Here is a 22764-nt window from a genome sequence, read left to right on the forward strand (position 1 = left end):
GACGTACTGAGAAGACGACCTGCTCCTGGGTCAGCGCTTGCGGGCTCGCACCTGCTCCGGCAACTCGAACACTGCTTCCGGAACCAGCGTCATTCCGCTGGCGCCCCGAACCCGTGTGACGCTGCCGTCATCGCCGAATTCGAATTTCATCAGTTCGCCGCGTGCGCCGAAGCCCGACCCACCAATGATTTTCAGAGTGGCAGAGTCGACCACTTCGAGGAGCGCTGCATCGGTAGCCGGGTCCACATTGACAGGGTTGATGGCATAGAGCCTGCCGCCAAGAAGTACGAGGTCGAGAACCCCCCACAGGTGGACGTAGCGGCCCGTGAAGCGCGAGAGATCTACAGCAACGACATCGGGGGTGCTCAGGGATTCAGCGAGGTCGAGCAAGGTGAAAAATGCCCTCACACACTGCTCGGCGGGTCCGTCGATGCAGTTGGTTAACACCGAGACCGCAAGACCGGTGGCGGTATCTGTCAAGGAACGTGTGATGTGGCCGGGGTAGCCGCCGCCGTGCCCTATGAGGGTGCGGTCTCCGATGTTCTCAATCTCGAGGCCCAAGCCGTACTGGCTCTTCGTACCTACTACGGTCGAAACAGGTTGCTGCATCATTCGTTTGTGTCGGTCGTCGAGCAGGCGGTCGTCACCAATGGCATGGGCGGCAAAGTAGTTGACCAGATCGCCCGCCGTGGAATAAAAGCCCGTCGCTGCGGCCATGGCTCGCGTATCGACGTGGTCGATGCGAACGCGATGCGGTGAATACGCCAACGAGGAGTGTCCTGCGGCGTAGTCAGCAGCCCGGTCCGGGGCGAATTCTGGACCTGTATTCGGTAGGTGCAGGCGATCGATGATGTTGCACTGCACATAGTCTGCGTACGTCTGGCCGGAGGCCGCTTCGATAATGAGACCCAGCAGCGAGTAGCCGATATTTGAATACTTAAACTCGACGTTCGGCTCGAAAACGTCAGCGCCCGGATCCGCCGACTCCACGAGAAGAGCTGCCTCGTCGAGAAACTCGCCAACGAGTTGCCAGTAGTCACCGTTGCGGCCGTCTCGGATAACACCGCCTTGATGCGCTAGCAACTCCCGCACGGTGACTCCCGCTATCGGCGACGCTGCAGAAGTCAAAGACGGCAGCCACCGGCTTGCGGGATCGTCCAAGGCGAGGGTTCCGCCTGCAACCAGCTGGAGAACCGCGGTAGCGGTGAAGGTCTTGGAGTGCGAGGCAACGCGGAACAGGTGTGCGGGCGTCAAGGCAACACCAGCTGGGCCGCCCGAATCAGAGTCGTCCAGGCTTGCGCTGCCAAATGCCACATCCAAGAGGAGCTCGCCGCTGTCCAGCACCGCAGCCTGAATGCCCGGTATCTGCAGGTACCGCTGCCGAAAGTTCAGCCAACTTTCGAAGTAAGTAACGACGTCCGCAAGCCCTCTCCCGGGCGAGACGCCTCTCATTGAAGCTGACATCGCTTGCGGGTGTGCCGTCATCACAACTCCTCATTTCCTTTGAACCGCAACGTGGAAGCGCTCAAGATCCCACTATCTCGCCTCGGCGGACAGTGCTGAGCTGCTGCGCGATTTTGCCGATCTCAACCGGGCCGACCCGGCAACAGCCACCGATGACGGCGGCGCCCGCGGCAACCCACTCCTCAATCAGCGCGGGGCGGAAAGCGGCGCTGCCCTGCCACGAACGTCCGATGGCATCCCAGGTTTCGCCGCTATTGGGGTATACAACGACCGGCTTCCCAGAAGCCTGTCCTGCCAGGGGGATGAGGTCAGCGAGCAATCTCGGGTCGGTGCAATTGAACCCTACGGCGATGATCTCGTCGACTTGAGCCGCGAGCTCGAAGATGGCTTCCAATGGCTCTCCCGCCCGCGTGGTTCGCGCATCACAGGTGAGTGCGAGCCAACTAGGTTGGCCCGTTCCGGCGATCTCCTCAAGGAGCGCGGTCGCCTCCGCGCGATTCGGGATGGTCTCAAACGCCAGCAGGTCGGCGCCGGCATCGCGCAGGACCTCCAGTCTTGGTCGGTGCCACTCCCGCAGGGCGGTGACGGTGGCGCTGAAATTGCCGAGGTGGTAGTCGCCCCGGTATTCCGACCCATCTGCCAGCATCGCGCCGTACGGTCCAACGGAGGCGGCAACCCATCGCTCCCGACCGTCGGCCGCCAGCCCGTCGCGCGCATCGCCGACCAGCGTGACGCTCTCGCTGATTGCCGCTGCGGCCTCAGAACGAGCGAGACCGAGTGCGGCGAAACCCTCGAAAGTTGCTTGGTACGAACCAGAAATGACGATCTCGGCGCCAGCGGCAAAATACTCGGCATGCGCGCGGGTGAGGGATTCTGGGTCTTCCAGCAAGAACCGTGCGGACCACAGCTCGGATGTCAGATCGTGCCCGTGGTGCTCCAGAAGACTGCCGAGACCGCCGTCAAGGACCACATTTCCACGGGCAATTCGATCCGCAACCGCGGTCTTGATGTGAGGCATGGGTTCAGCATATTGGCTCTACCCACTCGGGGACGACTCGCAAAAGCCGGGTGCTAACCTCAGAAATCACCTCACCCCAGAAGGGGATGCTCCTAGTTTTTATACAAACTGTTGAGTAGTGACATGTTCTGTTGCTCAACGGTTTTACGTCGGACCTTGAGTGACGGAGTGATGGATCCATCTTCGATGGTGAGGTCCTTGGGCAGGATTTCGAACTTTTTGATGGTTTCCCAACGCTCGAGCTTGCTGTTGAGTTCTTGGACTTGGCCGTCGATGAGGTCGCGGACCTGCGGCGCCTTCGTCAGCTCTGCGTAGCTCTTACCCTCCAGCCCGTTGGTCTTTGCCCAGTCGGTGATGGCGTCCGCATCCACGGTGATCAAAGCCGATACGAAGTTACGTCCCTCACCGTGCACCACGATCTGACTGGCATAGGGCGAGATGGCCTTGAAGAGGATCTCGATCTTTTGAGGGGCGATGTATTTGCCACCGGATGTTTTGATCAGGTCCTTCTTGCGGTCGGTCACCATCAACTTGCCGTCGACCATTTTTCCAATATCCCCCGTACAGAACCAGCCGTCGGCGTCGAGTACTTCTGCGGTGACGTCGGGGAGGTTGTGATAACCGCTCATCACGCCCGGTCCACGAACCAGAATCTCGCCGTCCTCGGCGATTTTTACTTCGGTACCTGTCAGCGGCGGGCCAACGGTACCGAATACCAAATCGTCCGGTCGCCCCACGAATGTCGCGGCGCTGGTTTCGGACAGCCCATATCCCTCCACGAGTGGCATCCCCACTGCTGCGTACCACTGAGCCACCGGGCGTGAGAGGGCGGCGGATCCGGAAACGAAGAAGCGAATCCGACCACCCAGTCGAGCCTGAACCTTGGCAAACACCAGCTTCTGGGCGACCCCGTGCTGCAGCTTCAGAGTGGCCGGGACAGACTCGCCGGCGAGCGTGCGCCTTGAAACCTCGTGTCCGATCGTGAATGCCCAGTTAAAGATCTTGGTCTTCAACCCACCCTCGCCCTGCGCGGTGAGCATGACTTTGGCGCGAACCTTCTCGAAGATCCTCGGTGCGCCAGCCATGAAGGTCGGTTTTACCACCGCTAGATTCTCGACGATCCGATCGAGGTTGCCGTCGACAGCGGTGCTGAAACCGAGCCTCAGTTGCACGGCCAGCAGGACCTTGCCGAAAACGTGGGACAGCGGCAGCCACAGGTATTGCACATCGCTGTCGTCGAGGATGTTCATCTTCTCGACAGCCCAGCCCTCGTACGTCCAGCTGCTGTGCAGCAACCGCACCCCCTTGGGCTTTCCGGTGGTCCCGGAGGTGTAAATCAGGGTGGCCAGGCTATCGGGTCGGATCGCCGCGATAGCCTCGGTGACCAATGCCGGGCTAGAAGCGAGCAGTTCGCGCCCGTGTTTTTCCAGCTCTGCGAGCGTGATGACGAGGTCGGAATCGCCGACGCCGTCTATCACGATGATTTTGAACAGGTCCGGCAGGTCCGCGAGCTTGGACTTGACCTTGTCGACCTGGGTTTGGTCTTCGACGATGACGATGCGCGAACCGGAATCGAAGGTTACGTACGCGACGTCTTCGGCGGCAGTAGTCGGATAGATGGTGGTGGTGGCGGCGCCCGCGCACATAATCCCGAGGTCGGACAAGATCCATTCGATCCGGGTGCTGCAGATGATGGCGACCCGCTCTTCGGGCTTGATGCCGAGGCCGATCAAACCGGCAGAAATTGCGAAAACCCGGTCCTGTGTCTGGGCCCATGTCAGTGATGACCAGTCGCCGCCGGACGGATAGCGGAAGGCTTCTCGGGTCGGCGTGGCCCTGACGCGGTCGGTGAACATCTGGCCAAACGACGTCTGGCGATCAGCGACTGCGGGTGCGGATGGGGGCATGAAAGTCCTCCTTGACAGGGTGAACAACAGGTAGAACCGAGCGTCAATTCGTATCGAAAAAACTAGCGAGCAGAACATCGGGCCGCCACCAACGACCACAGCGGGGCAGGTCGCGCGTGCAGCTATGTGTGATGAACCTTACCGACGCTTGACCTGCCATGCGATCAGGGCGCGTCGATCGCCAGCAAGCAAAGCCTCTGTATTCGGCCGCCAGCCATGGACGACTAACAATTCGGATCAAATCCGAGAGGTCACAAATGAGTGACAAATATGACTCGAACCGCGAGTGGCTGCCGGTGATCATGGCTGGTAGCAGGCACAATGGAGGGTGTGAAAAGCACGAAACGGGCAGTGCTGGGGGATGGCGCAAAAATGAAATCGAAGATGGTCATCGCGGTTTTGGCCACGGGCGCCCTGTTTCTGAGCGCGTGCACCGGGGTCAGCGATCAATCGGCGCCCAGCACGGCCGGTTCACTTTCGAGAGATGCCAGCACTTCCAGCGTCTCGGCATCCTCAGCTGCTACCGTTCCAGCCCTGCGGCCTACCGCGCCGGGAGCGTCGTCGGTGACCGCTTCGGCATCATCAACCACCACGGCATCATCAACTCCCCCTGCCACGCCGACCTCCTCTAGCCCGGCGGCCCCTGCGACCCCGCCGGTGCAATGGTCTTTCTCGCCCGCAGCAGATGCCGTAGATATCTCCCCGGTCGAGCCGGTGGTGGTGTCCGTTGCGGCGGGGTCGTTGGTGGCGGTGACCATGACCAATCCGAACGGCATAGCGGTGGAAGGCGTGCTGGCGGCCGATTCGTTGTCCTGGAAATCGACGACGCCGCTGGGTTACGGGAAGACGTACGCAATCGCCGCGGTGGCTGTTGACGCGGGTGGAGTTCAGGTGCCGCAGGCGTATAGCTTCAGCACCCTGACCCCCCGCAACAAGGCGCTCACCACCGCCTTCCCCACCGACGGAATGACGGTCGGTGTGGGCCAACCCATCGCACTATTTTTTGATGAGGGCATTGCAGACAAAGCTGGGGTTGAGAAGTTGATCTCGATCACCTCTGCTCCGGCGAACGTGGTCGGCGCCTTCTATTGGATGTCCGACAGGCAAGTGAACTGGCGGCCCCAGGAATACTGGCCCGCGGGCACGGCGGTCGAGGTTGCGGTTACTACCTATGGCAGGGACTTGGGCAATGGCATCTACGGCCAGGCTGATAAAAAATTCTCCTTCACCATCGGCCAGTCGAAGATCGCCACGGTGGATAACAACACTCACATGATGACGGTGAGCGTCGACGGCGCGGTGGTGAAAGAGATGCCGGTCTCGTTAGGCACCAACAAGTACCCGACCTACAACGGTGTCCACGTGGTAGCCGAGGCCTACGACAAGAAGATCATGGATTCATCAACCTGGGGATTGGTGGGAGCCGGGGCGTACCGAACAGAGGTTTTGTACGCGACGCGCATCTCTTCGTCGGGAGAGTTTGTCCACGCCGCACCGTGGTCGGTCTGGGCACAGGGCTCAGAGAACGTGTCCCACGGTTGCGTGAACGTCTCGACCGAAAATGCGCTCTGGTTCTACGAGAACTTTGGCTTTGGCGACATCGTCGATATCCGCAATACGGTTGGCCCGCCGCTGCAGGTCTGGGATGGCTACGGGGACTGGAACGTGCCGTGGGAAACCTACAGCCAAGGCGGCTTTCGCAGCTAGAGGCGCGGCTGCTCGGGGGTAGGCCGGTGGGGGATCAAGGCCCTGGGAAACTAGAATGATGAGTAGCGCGGGCCAGCCCGCCAGCGCCCACGCCAGAGATGGAATCCGATGAGCCTGACCTTGCCCGGTGAAGTACCCAATGTGGAACTACGAGATGGAAACCACATACCCCAGTTAGGGTTTGGCGTCTGGCAGATTCCCGATGACGAGGCGCAGGGTGTGGTGGAAACCGCCTTGGAAGTGGGGTACCGACACATCGACACCGCAGCTGTTTACGGCAACGAAGCGGGGGTGGGTCGAGCGCTGCGCCACTCGGGAATTGACCGTTCGGATGTTTTTGTCACCACGAAATTACGAAATATCAACCAGGGATATGACGAGGCAATGCGTGCCTTTGACGTCAGCGCCACCAAGCTGGGGATCGATGTCGTGGACCTGTATCTGATTCACTGGCCCCGGCCCGCTCACGATCTGTATGTCGACTCGTGGAAGGCGCTCGTCCGTCTTCAGGAAGAGGGACGAATCCGGTCAATTGGCGTGTCCAATTTCCACCAGTCGCATCTGGAAAAAGTGATCGCCGAAACGGGCATCACACCCGCTATCGATCAGATCGAGCTGCATCCCTACCTTCAGCAGCAGGCGATGCGGGAGTTCAATGCGGCCCACGGAATTGTGACCGAGGCGTGGTCACCGCTAGGGCAATGCAAGGGCCTGCTGGATGACCCCATCCTCACCGACATTGCCCGTAGAAACGGCGTGACAGCTGCCCAAACCGTTCTTAGCTGGCAACTCTGGCTCGGGAATGTGGTGATTCCGAAATCGGTGACGCCATCGCGCATCGAAGAAAACTTTGCTGCTGTTGCTGTCAATCTGCAGACCGCCGATCTGGCCGCTATCGGCAAGCTGGATCGTGGCCTCCGTTACGGCTTCGACCCCGAGATCGCTGAACACGACTGAGCCGAACACGACTGAGCCGAACACGACTGAGCCGAACACGACTGAGCCGAACACGACTGAGCCGTGGGGGCGCAGGCGCTACCGGGCAAGCTTCGTTGCCATCTGAATCAAATCTCGGCCGGGGCCGGACGGAGGTGTCGCCGTTCCCACCCACACCGCACGCAACGACCGCCGCAAACCCAGCCCCGCGATCTCCACGCTGACTAATCTGCCCGCTGCGACATCATCAGCAACGGCCAGTTCAGACAGCACCGCGGGGCCAGCGCCAGCCAGCACCGCAGCGCGCACGGCCGCGCTGGAGGATAGTTCGACGCCGGGGGTTGCGATTTCGATCCCTTCGCCGTGCGCAGCCGCCCACTCGTTGAGCGCGGTCACAAACGCATCACGCGTACCGGATCCACTTTCGCGCCATACCAGGGCGGTCGACGCCAACTGTCGTACCGTCAGAGCGTGCGCTGCCAGCGTCCACGGGTGGTCTGGCCGCACCACAAGCAATAGTTGGTCGAGCGCAACCACTGTGGACCGCAGCCCGGCAGGGAGACCGGGGCTCTCGATGAAGCCAATATCTGCTTCGCCGCACAAGACGGAGCGACACACTGCTGCGCTATTCTGTGCCGTCAATCGCACTCTCGTGGCGAGAAGTCCCAACCGCTGCTGGGATTCACTGAGCGCAACAAGCCACCGTGGCACCAGGTGCTCGGCCAGCGTTAAGCTGGCGGCGACATGCAGTTCAACCGCACGATCGGTGCGCAGGCTCATGATGGCTACGTCAAGCTGCTGTGCCACCTGTACCAGCGTGGACGACCATTGCGCCAATAGGACGCCAGATTCGGTAAGCGTTGAGCCGTGGCTCCCACGGGCGATAAGGGAAAGTCCGACGCGAGTTTCGAGCGCGCGCAGGCGCTGGCTTGCAGCCTGTTGGCTGATCCCCATGGCAGCTGCGGCTCCATTAATGGAGCCAGAACTGGCTACTGCCAGCAGAAGTTGCAGGCTGGGTACATCAGGAACTCGCGGGGAAAGCGGCACCGGTGCAGCGTACCGGGAACCTGGCGCGAGCATCGCTGCTGCCCGGACCGTCAGACCGGGATGAGACGGCTGACGCTAGGCCAATTTACCGACGATTACACGCAATGCGGCAAGCGCATAGCTCCCGAGAGTGGTTGGTGCGGATGATAATTCGGCCCCGTCCGCAGACACGGTGATGGCTACGCCATTGACGACCGTCACCGCGTACCCCACCGCCACTGCGGTAACAGCGCTCGTGCCGGCGAACCGGGTGGCGGGGAAGCCGGCGACACTTTCGTCGCTGGTGGTCACGTCGTCCAACGACAGTGACTGCGCGGTCACCATGGTCGCGATAGCAGCAGTCGGCGCGAGATTTGCCAGGTCGCCGCCCAAGTAGGTCTTGACAGACTCTGCCGTGATGGTCAGCCCGTAGCTGCCGGTGGCAGTGGTGTAGAGGCAGGCCCTCGTGCTGCCAATACTGATATCGCTTGCGCTATCGAAGTTTCCGGCCCCGATCGCGGTGGTGACGTCCGAGGGGGAGATGAGGCTACAGATGTTGCTGATGACGGCTGTGGACGCAGCGGGCGGCGGTCCAGAGGCTGAGGTGGGTGACTGAGCTGCACTGGATGACTCCGCTGCACTGGATGACTGCACTGGGACATCTGGCGGCGCCGTGATGCTCTCGCGTCCCGCGGCACTCGGGGCGGTTTGAGGCGAGATGTCCTCTAGCGCGGCAGGTGTCGTCATTTCAGCATCCGTCGACGCCCGGCCGAGCTCTGGAGGCTTCGAGGTGTCGCTGGCCGCGACAGACGGTACGGCGGTCATCGCAGTGTCAGCGGAAGGCGGCGCCTCGTCGGGTGTGGAGCAGCCCGCGAGCCAGGCGATGCAGCAGCCCGCCACCAGAGCAAAAACCTTCGTGCGGCCGACTGGCTGCATGTGCTAGCCCACCTTCGCGGCCGCCACGCCAGCGACAGCGATCGCGGGGCCTGCCAGGCTTGCCGGATCGACGTTCAATCCTTGACCGTCAAAAGTGACGACGATAACGGTAGCGCCGGACAGGAAAGAGATCGAGGCGTTTGGTGCGGTAGTGATGCTGTGGCCCGTAGTTTGCGCCGCCGGTATGGACCCCACCAGAATTTCTTTACTCATGGGATCACCGACGGTCAGTTCTTGGGCTGAAATGAAAGTGGCGACGGCTTCCTTCGGTGAAGCGGTTGCGACCTCGCCGCCGAGGTACCCCTGTGCGGGCTCGGCGGCGATGCTGATGGCAGATAGATTGGCGCCGGCGCCATAGATGCAATGTGGCATCTCTTCGCTGCCGATATCGGTGGCGTTCAGAAAGACATATTCACCGGTCACTGCGGAAACTTCAGCGGGGGTGATGAGCCCGCATAACCCTGTGGTGTCAACAACTGTGCCTGAGCCACCCGAGTCTGCGGAGCCAGCATCAGGGACTTGAACTGTTTGCGCGGGCGCGGCGTCCGGCGCTCCAGGCTGGGCGGAATCGACGGTCGGATCCGCTGGGGCCGCGCTGGCGGCGGCCGGACTTGCTGCGCTCGCGCCAGGGGCGGCGGTGGCACTGCCGGGGCTGTCCGAGGAACACGCGCTTGCTGCGAGAATTACCGCGGTACAAAAGGCTGTAAGGGCGATGCGGCCACGGGCGGGCGAGTGGCGGCGTGGAAGCTGCGTCATGAGGTCCTCGGTCTTCAGGCGTGAGGGTACGGGTCAGGGTCACGGCGACCGGCAACCAGTGTGTTTGACACTTTAAGTGACGTCCCGTGTACTGAGAGCGAATTGCAAAAAAAACTTTGCTGACAAGTCGAGCGGAATACCGCAGGTTTCCTGTAGGTCAGCCTGAGCTGGGTGTTCGAGTTCCTCGCAGACTCCAGCGTCAGCGACAATATGCGGGTAGCCGCCGCCTCGAACGACGCCACGGTGTTGTGAAGGCGCGCTGTTCACCACGCGTTGCACACGAAGAAATGAGAACGGCATGAGCACCTCGGGCGGTAATAAGGCAATCTTCGCTGCGTTGGCGGCGAACTTGGGTATTGCCGTCTTCAAATTCGTGGCCTTCTTATTCTCTGGCTCCTCGTCCATGCTCGGGGAGTCCATCCACTCGCTCGCCGACTCGGGCAATCAGGTACTCCTGCTGGTCGGCGGCAAGCGGGCCAAGCGCGCACCCACCCCGTTACACCCGTTCGGCTACGGTCGCGAGCGCTATGTCTACGCCTTCATCGTTGCCATCGTGTTGTTTTCAGTCGGTGGCTTGTTTTCGCTCTACGAGGGCATCCACAAAATTCAGCACCCTGAGCCGCTGGACAGGGTATGGATCCCGATCGCCGTATTGCTCGGAGCCATTGTGCTAGAGGGGTTTTCGTTCCGCACAGCGATCAAAGAGTCGAATTTGGTTCGCGGCAACGTGACGTGGTGGCAGTTTATTCGGCGCGCGAAAGCGCCCGAGTTACCCGTCATTTTGTTGGAGGATTTCGCAGCTTTGATCGGTCTGCTTCTCGCGTTGATCGGTGTAAGTGCAGCGGCCATCACCGGCAACGGCATCTTTGACGGCATTGGCACGGCCTTTATCGGGCTGCTGCTGGTGCTCGTGGCCATCGTCCTTGCCGTGGAGACGAAGTCGCTACTGCTCGGCGAAGGTGCCTCGAATGCGGACGTGAAGACCATTACCGATGCGGCCGAGGCCGGCGACTCGATCGAAAAGGTCATCCATATGCAGACCCTCTATCTCGGCCCGGACGAGCTGCTGGTGGCGATGAAAGTCGGTGTGCACTCCAGTGACACCGCTGCCGACATCGCCAGTGCCGTCAACGAAGTCGAAGCACGGGTGCGGGCGGCCGTGCCGATCGTCACGGCCCTGTATGTGGAGCCCGACATCTTTGACGCGCGCCATCGACCAACACTGCGTGCCCGGACACAGCCGCCTGCGACTGGGAGCCACTAATAGGGGCTGGTAGCCCATAAAAAACGGCGGTCCTTGTCAGGGACCGCCGTTTTTAAGTAGTTCGAAGCGATATCAGCCGTTAATGAGTCCGGCGGTGTGGCTCTTCGCGCGCTCGAAACGTGCGGTCACATCCGCCCAGTTGATGACGCTCCACCAAGCGGTGACGTAGTCAGCCTTCACATTCTGGTACTGCAGGTAGAAGGCGTGCTCCCACATGTCCAGCATCAGCAGAGGAACCTGGCCGAACGGAATGTTGCCCTGCTGATCGAACAGCTGGAACAGGTTAAGTCGCTGGCCCAGGGTGTCCCACGCGAGCACCGACCAGCCGGAGCCCTGGATGGCGTTGGCGTTGGCGCTGAACTGCTTCTTAAATCCGTCGAACGAACCGAAATACTCGTCGATGGCCGCTCCCAGTTCGCCATCGGCCTTGTCGCCGCCGCCAGCGGCCAAGTTTTGCCAGAAGACCGAGTGGTTGATGTGGCCACCGAGGTGAAACGCGAGGTTTTTCTCGAGGAGGTTGATGGTGGCAAAAGATTCCTTCTCCCGAGCCTCGGCAAGCTGCTCGAGCGCGGTGTTCGCGCCGGTCACGTAGGCGGCATGGTGCTTGTCGTGGTGCAGTTCCATGATCTTGCCGGAGATGAACGGCTCCAGCGCTGCATAGTCGTAGGGGAGTTCGGGAAGTGTGTATGGCGCCATGAAAATGATCTCCTTGGGCACGTTGATGGTGCGTTCGACTGACATTTTGAGCCTATACCGCGGTGGTGTGGGTCAGGCGGGGGCAGTGCCTACCCCCAGGTGGGGATCCAGATCCGCGCGGTGAGCTCGGCATTGGTGAGCGGATCGCCATTCAGGATGGGCCACATGAAAATGAAGTTTGCGACCACCACGGCCACATACAGGCAGACAATTGCCAGCGAGAGTGCGCGGCGCTCTACGCCCGCTTTTCGCTGGCCAAGCACATCGCCGAGAACGAGGGCGATCGTGATGATCAGGAATGGCGCGACGGGCGTCATATAGAAGAAATACATCTGCCGATCGAGGTTGAAGAACCAGGGGAGGTAGCCGGCGGCGTACGCCCCCACCGCTGCCGCATAGCGCCAGTCTTGCCTGCCGATAATTTTCCACAGCGCCCAGAACAGCACCGGTAGCGAGAGCCACCACATAGCCGGGGTACCGACGAGGAAGATGCGCTTGGCACAGTCGGCCACCCCGTTACAGCCCGTGGCGTCTGCGCCGCCGCTCACGTAGTACAGGACTGGCCTGGTGCTCATGGGCCACGACCACGGCTTGGATTCCCATGGGTGACGACTCGCAAACACCGCCGGTGTCACCAGCTTTGAGTGAAATTGGAGCATCTCCAGCTGCCACTTGGCCCACGACGTCAGGGCATTGCCCGTCAAGTGCCTGGCCCACGCGGTTTCGGAGGCGAACCACGCCCACCAGCTCCCGAGGTACACGGCGACCGGCACCACGGCCATGGACCACAGCGCGGGCACGAGGTCCCGGCGCACGACGGCCCGCGTCGAACGTGAGATGCCCGCGGACCGGCGCGCGCTGATGTCCCAGATCACGGTGATGACGCCAAAGGCGGCCACCCAGTAAATACCTGACCACTTGACGCCGGTGGCGCAGCCGAACATGACCCCGGCAGCGAAACGCCACCAGCGTGCTCCCACCCGGGGGCCGAATTTCGTCAGGGCAATGCTGCCGTCTTCCACAGCCTGCGCGAGCCGGGTTTTCATCAGATCGCGGTCGGCAACGATGCACGCGAAGCCGGCAACGACGAAGACGGCCTGGATCATGTCCAGGAGGCCGGTGCGCGATTGGACGTGCGATACGCCGTCGCAGATCAGCAGGATGCCGGCGAGGCCGCCGATCAGGGTCGAGCGCGTCATGCGGCGGACGACGCGGATCACCAGGAATACGCAGATCACCCCTGCCACCGCGGTGGCAAAGCGCCAGCCGAAGGCGTTGTAGCCAAACAGCTTTTCGCCAATGGCGATGATTTGTTTGCCCAGCGGCGGGTGGACCACCACGGGGTAGGCGTAGTTGTCTTCGTAGCCGCCGTTGGTCAAGACCTGGAAGGAGTTCAGTGCGTAATACTTTTCGTCGAAAATGGGGGTTCCGCCATCGGTCCGAAAACCCAGCTGCCAGAACCTGACGAGGACGGCAACCAGAGTCAGGACGCCGGTGACGATCCAGCCGCGACCCACGTCGGTGGGCATGTCGTCATGCCGGACCTTCGCTGCGCCGACGGGAGGCTCTAGTGCTGGCATTTGCCCAATCGCGACTACTCCGAAGGCCGGGTCGGTGGCCTCGCCCTCCGGTTGATCCGCGCTCAGTCCGTCGCCATCGGAATTGGCAGGTGCCGCGCCGAGGAGATCGGGATCGGCGGCGCAGGGAGCAACGGTCATAGTCAAGATCGTAGGGTGAACGGCGTGACTACTGGCGCCGAAACTACTGACCCCTCGCAAAAGCGTGGCGAACTGGTCCTAGCCGGGACGCCGTTAGGGCGGGTAAGCGATGCCTCCCAAGGCTTGAAAAATGCCTTGGAATCAGCGGATCTGATTGCCGCTGAAGACACGAGACGGTTACTCAGACTTGCCGCGGACCTTGGGATAACTCTGACTGCCAAGGTGGTGTCGTTCTACGAGGCGGTCGAGGAAATCCGAACCCCGATGCTTGTCGAGCGGATAGCCGGCGGCGCGCAGGTGGTGTTGGTGACAGATGCGGGAATGCCATCGGTGTCCGACCCCGGATACCGATTGGTCGCCGCTGTGGCAGCCGCCGGATTGCACGTGACAAGCGTTCCGGGGCCGAGCGCCGTAATCACCGCTTTGGCGTTGTCGGGTCTGCCAAGTGATCGCTTCACCTTCGAGGGTTTCCCGCCGCGTAAACCCGGCGAACGCAGACGTGCCCTCGGCGAGCTATCCGGCGAACTGCGGACGATGGTTTTTTTCGAGTCGGTGCACCGCATCGGCGAGTCCTTGGACGCGATGGTTGAGGCGTTCGGTGCTGCACGCCCCGCGGCGCTGTGTCGAGAGCTGACGAAGACTTATGAACAGGTACGGCGGGGAACCCTGGGCGAGCTCGCGACGTGGGCCGCAGAGGGGTTGCGCGGTGAAATCACCGTGGTGGTCGCCGGTGCCAGTGGCGACGTCGTGACCCAGCCCGCCGATGACGATCTTGCTGCCCAGGTTGATGCGCTGGTCGGTGGCGGCCGAACACGCCGGGACGCCGTTGACGAGGTAGCGGCGCGGCACGGGCTCAATCGCCGAACGGTCTACGCAGCTGCTACCGCCGCGAAAGCCGGACCCGGCAGCGCTGCTGCGGGCTACGGTGAACACGGAACTGCAAATTGTTGAAGGCCGGCCCAGAGGGTTCCCGGCACCGATTGATCTGAGGCGACTACCGATGTCTGAATTAAAAGCTCAACTGCGCGCGGACCTTACGGCGGCGATGAAAGCCCGCGACGAACTCACCAAGGCAACACTTCGCATGGTGATTTCGGCCATCACCAACGAAGAGGTCTCCGGCGCCACCGCCCGCGAGCTCACCGACCCCGAGGTGATGATCGTTTTAGCTCGCGAGGTCAAGAAGCGCAAGGAATCTGCCGAGGCCTTTTCCGCTGCGGGCCGCACCGAGTTGGCGGCGCGCGAGGTCGCGGAGTCTTCCGTGATCCAGGCCTACCTGCCCGCGCAATTGAGCGATGAGGCGTTGTCCGGACTGGTCGATGCTGCCGTGGCGGAAGTCGCCGAGCAGAGCGGCGGCGCGGTCACCATGAAACAGATGGGGCAGGTCATCAAAGCGGTCCAGGCACGAGCTGCTGGCCAGGCAGACGGCGGCCGTGTCTCCGGCGCGGTGAAAGCCGCGCTCGCCAAGATCTGATTTGCTCCTGCCCAGCAAGCCCACCCCGCATCCCGCCCAAGGAGTTGGTAATTTCCATGACCGCAGACCACAGAACTGAAAACGCAAAACTCGCCGACATCGGCGTTACCGGCCTTGCCGTCATGGGGTCAAATTTGGCCCGTAACTTCGCCAGCAAAGGCTTCGTTACCGCAGTTCATAACAGGACGAGCGCCAAAACGCGGGCACTGATTGAGCAGCACGGTGGCGACGGCGAATTCATCGCCAGCGAAACGACCGCAGACTTCGTGGCCTCGCTCGCCGTCCCACGAAAGATCATCATCATGGTGAAGGCCGGCGCCCCCACGGACGCCGTCATTGACGAACTTTCCGCCTTGCTGGAGCCGGGCGACATCTTGGTCGACGGCGGAAACTCGCAGTTCCTCGACACGCGTCGCCGCGAGGAAACCGCGCGCGAAAAGGGCATTCACTTTGTGGGCAGCGGGATCTCGGGCGGCGAGGAAGGTGCGTTGCTCGGTCCCTCGATCATGCCTGGCGGTTCGGCGCAGGCCTACGAGTCCCTGGGGCCGATCTTGGAGAAGATCTCCGCCCACGTCGACGGCGTCCCATGCTGCACCCACGTGGGTACCGATGGCGCCGGCCATTTCGTGAAGATGATCCACAACGGCATCGAATACGCCGACATGCAGTTGATCGCGGAGGCCTATCAGTTGCTCCGTACCGCTGCCGGCTTGACCCCGGTGGAGATCGCCGACGTCTTCGCAGAGTGGAATACCGGCGAACTCGAATCGTTCCTCGTGGAGATCACCGCGCAGGTGTTGCGCCAAGTGGACGCCGAAACAGGCTCCCCACTGGTCGATGTCATCCTTGATGCCGCGGGCCAGAAGGGCACCGGCACGTGGACGGTGCAGACCGCGTTGAATCTGGGCGTTCCGGTGTCCGGTATCGCCGAAGCGGTGTTTGCCCGCGGGCTCTCCTCGGCAGCGCACCAGCGTGCCGGAGCGCAGAAGATCGGCTTACCCGGCCCCAGCAGCCCCTGGGTCGTCGAAGACAAGGACGCGTTCATCGAGCAGGTGCGGTTGGCGCTGTACGCCTCCAAACTGGTGGCCTACGCGCAGGGCTTCGACGTCATCGCAGCGGGAGCTAAGGAGTACGGCTGGGATATCGACAATGGCGCCATGGCTCGCATCTGGCGCGGCGGCTGCATCATCCGTGCGGTGTTCCTCAACCGCATCACCGAGGCTTTTGACGAAGATGCGAGTCTGCTGTCTCTCCTTTTCGCGCCGTACTTCACGGAAGTGATGACGCGGGCGCAGGACGCCTGGCGCGCCGTGGTCGCTGGCAGTGCGCTCTCCGGCATTGCGACGCCGGGCTTCTCGTCGTCGCTGGCCTATTACGACGGACTCCGCGCAGAGCGCTTGCCGGCCTCCGTGATTCAGGGTCAACGCGATTTCTTCGGCGCCCACACTTACAAGCGCGTCGACAAGGAGGGCACCTTCCACACGCTGTGGTCGGGCGATAAATCTGAGGTCGAGGCCTCTTAGAACTAGCGGGCCCCGCCTGTCGAAGCAGCGGTCTCGGCAGGTGGGGACCAGCCAAGTTTGGGTACTCGGGGGTAGTCACCGACGACTAAACTCCGATCCATGACTCATGTACTTACCGCGGTGGCATGGCCCTATGCCAACGGCCCTCGGCATATTGGCCACGTTTCCGGATTCGGTGTTCCGTCCGATGTCTTCTCCCGCTACCAGCGGATGATCGGCAACGAGGTGTTGATGGTCTCCGGAACCGACGAGCATGGCACGCCGATTCTGGTGCAGGCCGACGCCGAAGGCGTGACTCCGAAACAGCTTGCGGACCGCTACAACCGCGTCATCGTCGAGGATCTGCAGAGTCTGGGTCTGTCCTACGACCTGTTCACCCGCACCACCACCACCAACCACTACGCCGTGGTCCAAGAGCTCTTCCGGACGGTGCACCGCAACGGCTATTTCGTCGCGCAGACAACGATGTCGGCTATTTCGCCCTCCACCGGGCGCACACTTCCCGACCGCTACGTCGAAGGCACCTGCCCCATTTGCGGCTATGCCGGCGCCCGCGGCGATCAGTGCGACAACTGCGGCAACCAACTCGACGCCATCGACTTGATTAACCCACGGTCCAAGATCAACGGCGAGGTGCCCAAGTTTGTGGAAAGCGAGCACTTCTTCCTCGACCTGCCCGCATTGGCGCAGGCGCTGGGGGAGTGGCTGCACACCAGGACCGACTGGCGTCCCAACGTGCTGAAGTTCTCGATGAACTTGCTGGCCGATATCAGGCCGCGGGCTATGACGCGCGACATCGACTGGGGCATACCGGTTCCGCTGGATGGCTGGCGCGATCGCGGCGACAAGAAACTCTATGTGTGGTTCGATGCCGTCATCGGCTATCTGTCGGCTTCTATCGAGTGGGCGCGCCGCTACGGCGTCGACGCCGACGAGTGGAAGCTGTGGTGGGAGAACAAAGATGCCCACCAGTACTACTTCATGGGCAAGGACAACATCACCTTTCACTCGCAGATCTGGCCTGCGGAGCTCCTGGCGTACAACGGGAAGGGTTCGCGCGGCGGGCAACCCGGGCCGCTGGGTGCACTCGATTTACCGACCGAGATCGTGTCGAGCGAATACCTGACGATGAGTGGCTCAAAGTTCTCCACCTCCCGGCAAAACGTCATCTACGTTGGCGATTTTTTGAAAGAGTTCGGACCGGATGCGTTGCGGTACTTCATTTCTGTCGCTGGCCCAGAGAACCAGGACAGCGATTTCACCTGGGACGAGTTTGTTCGCAGAACCAATTCCGAGCTAGCCAACGAGTGGGGCAACCTGGTCAACCGGTCGGTGTCAATGGCGCACAAGAACTTTGGGCAGATCCCAGCAATGGTGAATCCCACCGACCTCGATGTTGAGCTACTGCGTGCCTCCGAGCAGGCTTTCGCCACTGTGGGAGATCTGTTGGCGCGCAACCGCTTCCGCGCAGCGACTACCGAGGCGATGCGGGTTGTTGGCCTGGCCAACCGCTATTTATCCGAGACCGAACCATGGAAGCTTGGCGGGGATACCGAACGACAGGGCACGGTGCTGCACGCCGCACTGCAGGTGGTCGATGACGTCAAGACGCTCCTCACGCCATTCCTGCCACATTCTTCGCAGAAGATTTTCGAAACGCTGGGCGGCGAAGGAGTGTGGGCGGCCCAGCCGCGGATCGACGAGGTCGAAGATCTGGGCGACGAGATCGAAGGTGAGATGGGTTTCGAGGGCGGCAGCTACCCCGTCATCACCGGCGACTACAAAAACCAACAGGCCATCTGGAATCGTCGGGGCATCACCACTGGCGCGCCGCTGGCGAAGCCCAGCCCGTTGTTTGCCAAGCTCGAGCCGAGCCTTGGCGAAGACGGCCCCGAATGGGCGCCGATCGTCAAGGGCTGACGATGTCGATACCAGCGTCGGCGGATTCAGCTCGGGGCGTTCCGTTGCCTACCGAACCCGGCATTGACACTCGCAAGGCCGCCGACCCACCGGCGCCGTTAGAGTGCGAGATCATTGATGCCCACACACATCTCGATGCCTGTGGGTGTGTCTCCGCTGACGATATTGCGGCAGTGATGGACCGAGCGAAATCAGTCGGCGTCGTTGGCGCCGTGACCGTCGCGGACGACCTCGACTCCGCAATCTGGGCCGCGTGGGCAGCGACGCAGCACCCGAATGTCTACGCGGCGATCGGCTTACACCCCACCAGGGCAGACATGCTGGATACTGCAGCAAGGTCAACGCTGGAGAAGCTCGCTTGCCAACCCAAAGTGGTCGCTATCGGGGAGACAGGCCTGGACTATTACTGGGACGCAGCCGATCGCGCCGCGCAGCGGGAGGCATTCGCCTGGCATATCGACCTGGCAAAGCGCAATCAGAAACCGTTGATGATCCACGACCGCGAGGCCCATGACGATGTGCTGGAAATTCTGCGGGCTGAGGGCGCACCGGACGTGGTGATCTTCCACTGCTTTTCGGGAGATGCGGCGATGGCGCGGGTCTGCGTCGACAAGGGCTACATTTTGTCCTTCGCTGGTCCCGTGTCGTTCAAGAATTCTCGTGATCTGCAGGAAGCGGCGACGCTCATTCCGCCGGCGCAGATGATGCTGGAGACGGACGCGCCCTTCCTCACACCCCACCCTCAGCGGGGCAGGCGCAACGAACCGTACGCGTTGCCGTACACACTGCGGGCAGTGGCAGCACTTCGTAATGTGGATGAGAACGAGCTGGGTGCAGCTGTGATTGCGACCACCCGCCGGGTGTACGGGCTGGGCGGTTCTGAGCGGGGATAGCCAGCGAAGCGGACTCTCCGGGTAGTCCACAAGAGGGAAATTTCTCTCATTGCGGGATCAGCTGTTGCGGTCGCTGGACCTGGCCGTTACCGTCTTGTAATAACCGCCGGGATAGCGCGATCCGGTGCATCTGGAAATTTCCAGCAAAGCTTCGTGAAAGATCACCACCCAGTGGCGGGGGCCCTGGAGGGTGAATCACGTAGTCGGCTGGGAATGTTCCACCTCTGATTCTGCTCATAGGAACCAGCTCTGCTGGCCCCCTCTGCGTTGAGATGAGGCGCTCACTGCGATGCACCAGCCGCTTGCTCGGAGACATCAAGGCATGGATGTGAATTGACTTCTTACGCAGGAACCCCCGACAACCTCGATCCTCACCAAGATCTTGGTAACGAGCTTTTTGCAGGCACCGAGAATGTGCCGGCTGATCAGACACAAGAATTTCAGGCTGGCGTTGGCGCCGATCTAGCGACTGACGTTTCGGACGCTGACGTTTCAGACGCTGACGAGATGATTGAGGATGCGTCCGAATCCGAAGCGGTGGTCGCTGCCGAGCAGGACGGCCAAGTGAGTCCGGCACTCGCCGCTGGAGCGGTGGCCACCCTCGCACCCGTGAAGAAAAGCACACTCCGCAAGCCATGGGTCATTGCAGCCGCGGTATTGGTTCTGGCCCTGGCTAGCGTGGGCGGGACGCTGCTTGCCATGACCAAGAGCGTGACGATTAGCGTCGACGGGCAAGACCAATCGATCACGACGTTGTCCGGCTCCGTGAACGGCGCCCTCGAAGCCGCCGGTATTGCAGTTGCCGAGCATGACAGCTTGGCTCCGGCTGGCGAAGAGACTATTGCTGACGGATCCAAAATTGTGTTGAACAAGGGTCGCCTTCTTACCCTGACCATCGACGGCAAGCAGGTCCAGGTCTGGACCACCGCTCGCACCGTTGACGATGCGCTGGCACAACTAGGGCGAAACGCCGGCGACTACCAGCTTTCGGCAGATCGCTCGCGCGCCATCCCGCTCGACGGCCTCGCCGTCTCGGGCGACACCTTGCACGCCGTCACCATCGCCGATCGTGGCACCGCTAAGTCCATCACCACACCGGCGAAGACGGTTGCCGATGTACTCAAGGCGCAGAAGATCACGCTGGGTGCGAATGATCGGATCACCCCGGCGCTCGGTACCGCCATCAGCAGTTCTACCAAGATCAGCATTATTACGCTGCCGACCGTCACCATTACCGACGGAACAACTGCAGGTGCCCCGGCCGCATCAGAGGCAAAGGATGTCGCAGGCCTGTTGTCCGCAGCTGGCATCACCCTCGGCGCCGAGGACACGATCACTCCCGCGGTGGACACTCCGCTCACCGAGGGCCTTCAGGTTGCGATCACTCGCATTGCCACCACCCAGGTAGTAGTGGCAGAACCGATCGCGCAGCCAGCTGACGAGAGCGTGGACGACGAGACCTTGACCAAGGGCACCACCAAGGTCAAGCAAGCCGGTAAGGCTGGCGAAGCGGCTGTGACCTACAACGTCACCACCACCAACGGCGCTGAGACGGCTCGTGTCGAGGCCTCTCGCACCGTCACCACCGAAGCTTTGCCAACCATCACAAGTGTGGGGACCAAGGTGGTCGTAGCTCCGGCCCCAGTGCGCGTCGCCGCCTCGGCACCAGCCGCAGCAGCTTCTGCACCGGCAGCGTCTGAGCCGGCAGCGTCTTCTAACACTGGCGCCGCTCCGCAGAGTGCGAGCAGCTCGGGTGTCAACTGGGACGGCGTTGCAAAGTGCGAATCCACCAATAACTGGTCGATCAACACCGGTAATGGGTACTACGGCGGCCTGCAGTTCGACATCCGGACGTGGTTGGGTGCCGGTGGCGGACAGTACGCACCGCGTGCAGACCTAGCCACGCGCGAACAGCAGATTGCTATCGCGGACGTGCTGTACTCGCAGCGTGGCCTCCAGCCGTGGGCTTGCGGCTACGCAGGCTAGCAGCTCATTGAGTAATCGCTTCATCGCGGCGGGGCTCGGCATCATCCTGAGGGAGATGCCGGGCCCCGCCGTTTTTTATCCCATCCGCGGAATCTTTCGAAACAGAAGCTGTCGGGCGGTGCACACTTCGAACTTGCTAGCACTCTGGCGGAGCCGTTATGATTTTGTAATACAGCCGGGATGGGGAAGTCCTGGGTGCAGGTCGACGTGGTGCCACGGATTTTTGGGCATCCATCGACGATCTCGAAGGGTTGCATAGGCTAGGCGCAACCGGACCGAGCGCGCCCACCTCTGCTCGGAATCAGAAATGACCTGGAGCACCGTGACCCTGCCTGACCAGCACTCGAACACCCCTGCGGCGCAGGCTGCCCCGTCGCTCGAGGGCGCAGACATCGCAACGACGTCTCCGGTAGCGAAGCCCTTTTGGCGCCGCCTCCGCAAACCTGCTTTGATCAGCGCGGCAGCACTCACCCTGTTACTCGGCGCGGGCGCCGGCACGGTGATGGCGATGACGAAGACCGTCACGATCACCGTGGATGGCGAGTCCCAGCAGGTCAAGACCCTCGCGGGATCTGTGACAGGCGCGCTGCAAGCGGCGGGCCTGACGGTCGCCGAGCATGATTCCCTAGCCCCCTCCTCCGATGTCGCCATTACCGACGGATCCGCGATTGCCATTAACCGGGGCCGGGAGCTGACGCTGACGATCGATGGCAAATCGGTGACCGTGTGGACGACCGCAAAGACAGTTGACCAGGCAATGGCGGAGATCGGGCGATACCCGGACGACTACAAGCTTTCGGCTGACCGATCCAGGCCGATCCCGCTGGATGGCCTCAGCGTCACCGCGCAAACATTCCATGCGGTAAGCACCGTGGACGGTGCAGGGGTGGCAAAAAATTATCGGACCGTAGCAACCACTGTGGGAGCCCTGCTGGCCGAGCAGGGCATCGCGTTAGGTCCACTCGACACCGTCACCCCCGCGGCCACCAGTGCGCTGACGGACGGCATCACGGTCCAGGTGACCAGGACAACGAAGTCGCGGGTCGTTGTCTCAGAAGCTCTTCCGCAACTCCCCGACAGCACCGTGGACGCACCGGATCTAGCCGTCGGCACCAACGAGGTAATCGCCACCGGCGCAGCAGGGAGCACTGATGTCACCTTTGAAATCACGTCGGTGAACGGTAAGGAAACGAGCCGCACCGAAGTTTCCCGCGCCACCACGTTGGAGCCCACAGGAACCGTCACCAAGGTGGGTAGCAAACTGCCGTACGAAGAGGTCGGCAAGAGAGTCTTCTTCCACGACACGGAGTTCGGGGTCAACTGGGACGGGCTCGCGATGTGCGAATCCACGAACAACCCCAAGGCCGTCGATCCGACAGGCTCCTGGTACGGCATGTTCCAGTTTGATTTCGCCACCTGGGCGACGGTTGGTGGATCGGGTAACCCGGCTGACGCGCCAGCGACAGAGCAACTGATGCGCGCCAAATTGCTCTACCAGTCCCGCGGTCTAGAGCCGTGGCTATGTGGATGGGCTGCCTAA

At 61.9% G+C, this 22764-nt stretch carries 19 protein-coding genes; 10 read left to right on the top strand and 9 right to left on the bottom strand.

Annotated elements, in window-relative coordinates; genetic code table 11:
• Positions 1-30 precede the first annotated feature (30 nt).
• The 4 genes from EH165_RS03235 to EH165_RS15315 form a co-directional block, all read right to left on the bottom strand.
• Entirely contained in the window at positions 31-1485 is a 1455-nt protein-coding gene (locus tag EH165_RS03235; RefSeq protein ID WP_206426074.1) for a serine hydrolase domain-containing protein, read from the bottom strand.
• A 40-nt stretch (positions 1486-1525) separates the two neighbouring features.
• Positions 1526-2482, bottom strand: coding sequence for a homocysteine S-methyltransferase (mmuM, locus tag EH165_RS03240; protein WP_124798005.1), 957 nt, complete (start codon positions 2480-2482; stop codon positions 1526-1528).
• Positions 2483-2574: 92 nt separating this feature from the next.
• Positions 2575-4389 (bottom strand): AMP-dependent synthetase/ligase, encoded by a 1815-nt coding sequence (locus EH165_RS03245; protein ID WP_124798006.1) that lies wholly within the window; start codon positions 4387-4389, stop codon positions 2575-2577.
• Positions 4390-4835: 446 nt separating this feature from the next.
• Positions 4836-5147 (bottom strand): hypothetical protein, encoded by a 312-nt coding sequence (locus tag EH165_RS15315; RefSeq protein ID WP_164479102.1) that lies wholly within the window; start codon positions 5145-5147, stop codon positions 4836-4838.
• On the opposite strand from EH165_RS15315, the gene EH165_RS03250 reads away from it, so the two are divergent.
• Entirely contained in the window at positions 5140-6096 is a 957-nt protein-coding gene (locus tag EH165_RS03250) for a L,D-transpeptidase (RefSeq protein WP_239020677.1), read from the top strand. The genes EH165_RS15315 and EH165_RS03250 overlap by 8 nt on opposite strands.
• Before the next feature lie 108 nt (positions 6097-6204).
• The gene (locus tag EH165_RS03255) at positions 6205-7053 is read left to right on the top strand and encodes an aldo/keto reductase (RefSeq protein ID WP_206426076.1); all 849 of its coding nucleotides are present in this window, start codon (positions 6205-6207) and stop codon (positions 7051-7053) included.
• A gap of 78 nt (positions 7054-7131) precedes the next feature.
• On the opposite strand, the gene EH165_RS03260 is transcribed toward EH165_RS03255, so the two are convergent.
• From EH165_RS03260 to EH165_RS03270, 3 genes are all read right to left on the bottom strand, one after another.
• On the bottom strand, positions 7132-8079 hold the full coding sequence (locus EH165_RS03260) for a LysR family transcriptional regulator (RefSeq protein WP_124798008.1): 948 nt from the start codon (positions 8077-8079) through the stop codon (positions 7132-7134).
• 75 nt (positions 8080-8154) lie between these two features.
• Positions 8155-8994 (bottom strand): hypothetical protein, encoded by an 840-nt coding sequence (locus EH165_RS03265; protein ID WP_124798009.1) that lies wholly within the window; start codon positions 8992-8994, stop codon positions 8155-8157.
• A gap of 3 nt (positions 8995-8997) precedes the next feature.
• On the bottom strand, positions 8998-9750 hold the full coding sequence (locus EH165_RS03270; RefSeq protein WP_124798010.1) for a hypothetical protein: 753 nt from the start codon (positions 9748-9750) through the stop codon (positions 8998-9000).
• 298 nt (positions 9751-10048) lie between these two features.
• On the opposite strand from EH165_RS03270, the gene EH165_RS03275 reads away from it, so the two are divergent.
• Positions 10049-11014, top strand: coding sequence for a cation diffusion facilitator family transporter (locus EH165_RS03275; protein ID WP_124798011.1), 966 nt, complete (start codon positions 10049-10051; stop codon positions 11012-11014).
• A 72-nt stretch (positions 11015-11086) separates the two neighbouring features.
• Here the strand turns inward: EH165_RS03275 and EH165_RS03280 are convergent, their stop codons facing one another.
• On the bottom strand, positions 11087-11710 hold the full coding sequence (locus EH165_RS03280; RefSeq protein ID WP_124800271.1) for a superoxide dismutase: 624 nt from the start codon (positions 11708-11710) through the stop codon (positions 11087-11089).
• 89 nt (positions 11711-11799) lie between these two features.
• A complete protein-coding gene (locus EH165_RS03285; protein WP_422392125.1) occupies positions 11800-13290 on the bottom strand; it encodes a dolichyl-phosphate-mannose--protein mannosyltransferase in 1491 nt (496 codons plus the stop codon).
• Positions 13291-13452: 162 nt separating this feature from the next.
• Between EH165_RS03285 and rsmI the strand changes: the two genes are divergently transcribed.
• From rsmI to EH165_RS03320, 7 genes are all read left to right on the top strand, one after another.
• Entirely contained in the window at positions 13453-14379 is a 927-nt protein-coding gene (gene rsmI / locus EH165_RS03290) for a 16S rRNA (cytidine(1402)-2'-O)-methyltransferase (protein ID WP_124800272.1), read from the top strand.
• Positions 14380-14428: 49 nt separating this feature from the next.
• On the top strand, positions 14429-14902 hold the full coding sequence (locus EH165_RS03295) for a GatB/YqeY domain-containing protein (RefSeq protein WP_124798013.1): 474 nt from the start codon (positions 14429-14431) through the stop codon (positions 14900-14902).
• Positions 14903-14958: 56 nt separating this feature from the next.
• Positions 14959-16425 (top strand): NADP-dependent phosphogluconate dehydrogenase, encoded by a 1467-nt coding sequence (gene gndA / locus EH165_RS03300; protein ID WP_124798014.1) that lies wholly within the window; start codon positions 14959-14961, stop codon positions 16423-16425.
• Between the two features lie 99 nt (positions 16426-16524).
• On the top strand, positions 16525-18345 hold the full coding sequence (metG, locus tag EH165_RS03305; RefSeq protein ID WP_124798015.1) for a methionine--tRNA ligase: 1821 nt from the start codon (positions 16525-16527) through the stop codon (positions 18343-18345).
• A gap of 2 nt (positions 18346-18347) precedes the next feature.
• Positions 18348-19238 carry a TatD family hydrolase gene (locus EH165_RS03310; protein ID WP_124798016.1) on the top strand — a complete coding sequence of 297 codons (891 nt, stop codon included), beginning with the start codon at positions 18348-18350 and terminating at the stop codon, positions 19236-19238.
• Between the two features lie 333 nt (positions 19239-19571).
• Complete coding sequence (locus EH165_RS16405) at positions 19572-21224, top strand: ubiquitin-like domain-containing protein (protein ID WP_124798017.1); 1653 nt, start codon at positions 19572-19574, stop codon at positions 21222-21224.
• 307 nt (positions 21225-21531) lie between these two features.
• The gene (locus tag EH165_RS03320; RefSeq protein WP_124798018.1) at positions 21532-22764 is read left to right on the top strand and encodes a resuscitation-promoting factor; all 1233 of its coding nucleotides are present in this window, start codon (positions 21532-21534) and stop codon (positions 22762-22764) included.

It is taken from the genome of Nakamurella antarctica, assembly GCF_003860405.1.
GTDB lineage: Bacteria > Actinomycetota > Actinomycetes > Mycobacteriales > Nakamurellaceae > Nakamurella > Nakamurella antarctica.

Excerpts from the sequence above, each read along its gene's own strand:
- EH165_RS03235 (WP_206426074.1), bottom strand. The coding sequence starts at position 1,485 with ATGACGGCACACCCGCAAGCGATGTCAGCTTCAATGAGAGGCGTCTCG.
- mmuM (WP_124798005.1), bottom strand. The coding sequence starts at position 2,482 with ATGCCTCACATCAAGACCGCGGTTGCGGATCGAATTGCCCGTGGAAAT.
- EH165_RS03245 (WP_124798006.1), bottom strand. The coding sequence starts at position 4,389 with ATGCCCCCATCCGCACCCGCAGTCGCTGATCGCCAGACGTCGTTTGGC.
- EH165_RS15315 (WP_164479102.1), bottom strand. The coding sequence starts at position 5,147 with ATGGTCACCGCCACCAACGACCCCGCCGCAACGGACACCACCACCGGC.
- EH165_RS03255 (WP_206426076.1), top strand. The coding sequence starts at position 6,205 with ATGAGCCTGACCTTGCCCGGTGAAGTACCCAATGTGGAACTACGAGAT.
- EH165_RS03265 (WP_124798009.1), bottom strand. The coding sequence starts at position 8,994 with ATGCAGCCAGTCGGCCGCACGAAGGTTTTTGCTCTGGTGGCGGGCTGC.
- EH165_RS03270 (WP_124798010.1), bottom strand. The coding sequence starts at position 9,750 with ATGACGCAGCTTCCACGCCGCCACTCGCCCGCCCGTGGCCGCATCGCC.
- EH165_RS03275 (WP_124798011.1), top strand. The coding sequence starts at position 10,049 with ATGAGCACCTCGGGCGGTAATAAGGCAATCTTCGCTGCGTTGGCGGCG.
- EH165_RS03280 (WP_124800271.1), bottom strand. The coding sequence starts at position 11,710 with ATGGCGCCATACACACTTCCCGAACTCCCCTACGACTATGCAGCGCTG.
- EH165_RS03285 (WP_422392125.1), bottom strand. The coding sequence starts at position 13,290 with ATGCCAGCACTAGAGCCTCCCGTCGGCGCAGCGAAGGTCCGGCATGAC.
- EH165_RS03295 (WP_124798013.1), top strand. The coding sequence starts at position 14,429 with ATGTCTGAATTAAAAGCTCAACTGCGCGCGGACCTTACGGCGGCGATG.
- gndA (WP_124798014.1), top strand. The coding sequence starts at position 14,959 with ATGACCGCAGACCACAGAACTGAAAACGCAAAACTCGCCGACATCGGC.
- metG (WP_124798015.1), top strand. The coding sequence starts at position 16,525 with ATGACTCATGTACTTACCGCGGTGGCATGGCCCTATGCCAACGGCCCT.
- EH165_RS03310 (WP_124798016.1), top strand. The coding sequence starts at position 18,348 with ATGTCGATACCAGCGTCGGCGGATTCAGCTCGGGGCGTTCCGTTGCCT.
- EH165_RS03320 (WP_124798018.1), top strand. The coding sequence starts at position 21,532 with ATGACCTGGAGCACCGTGACCCTGCCTGACCAGCACTCGAACACCCCT.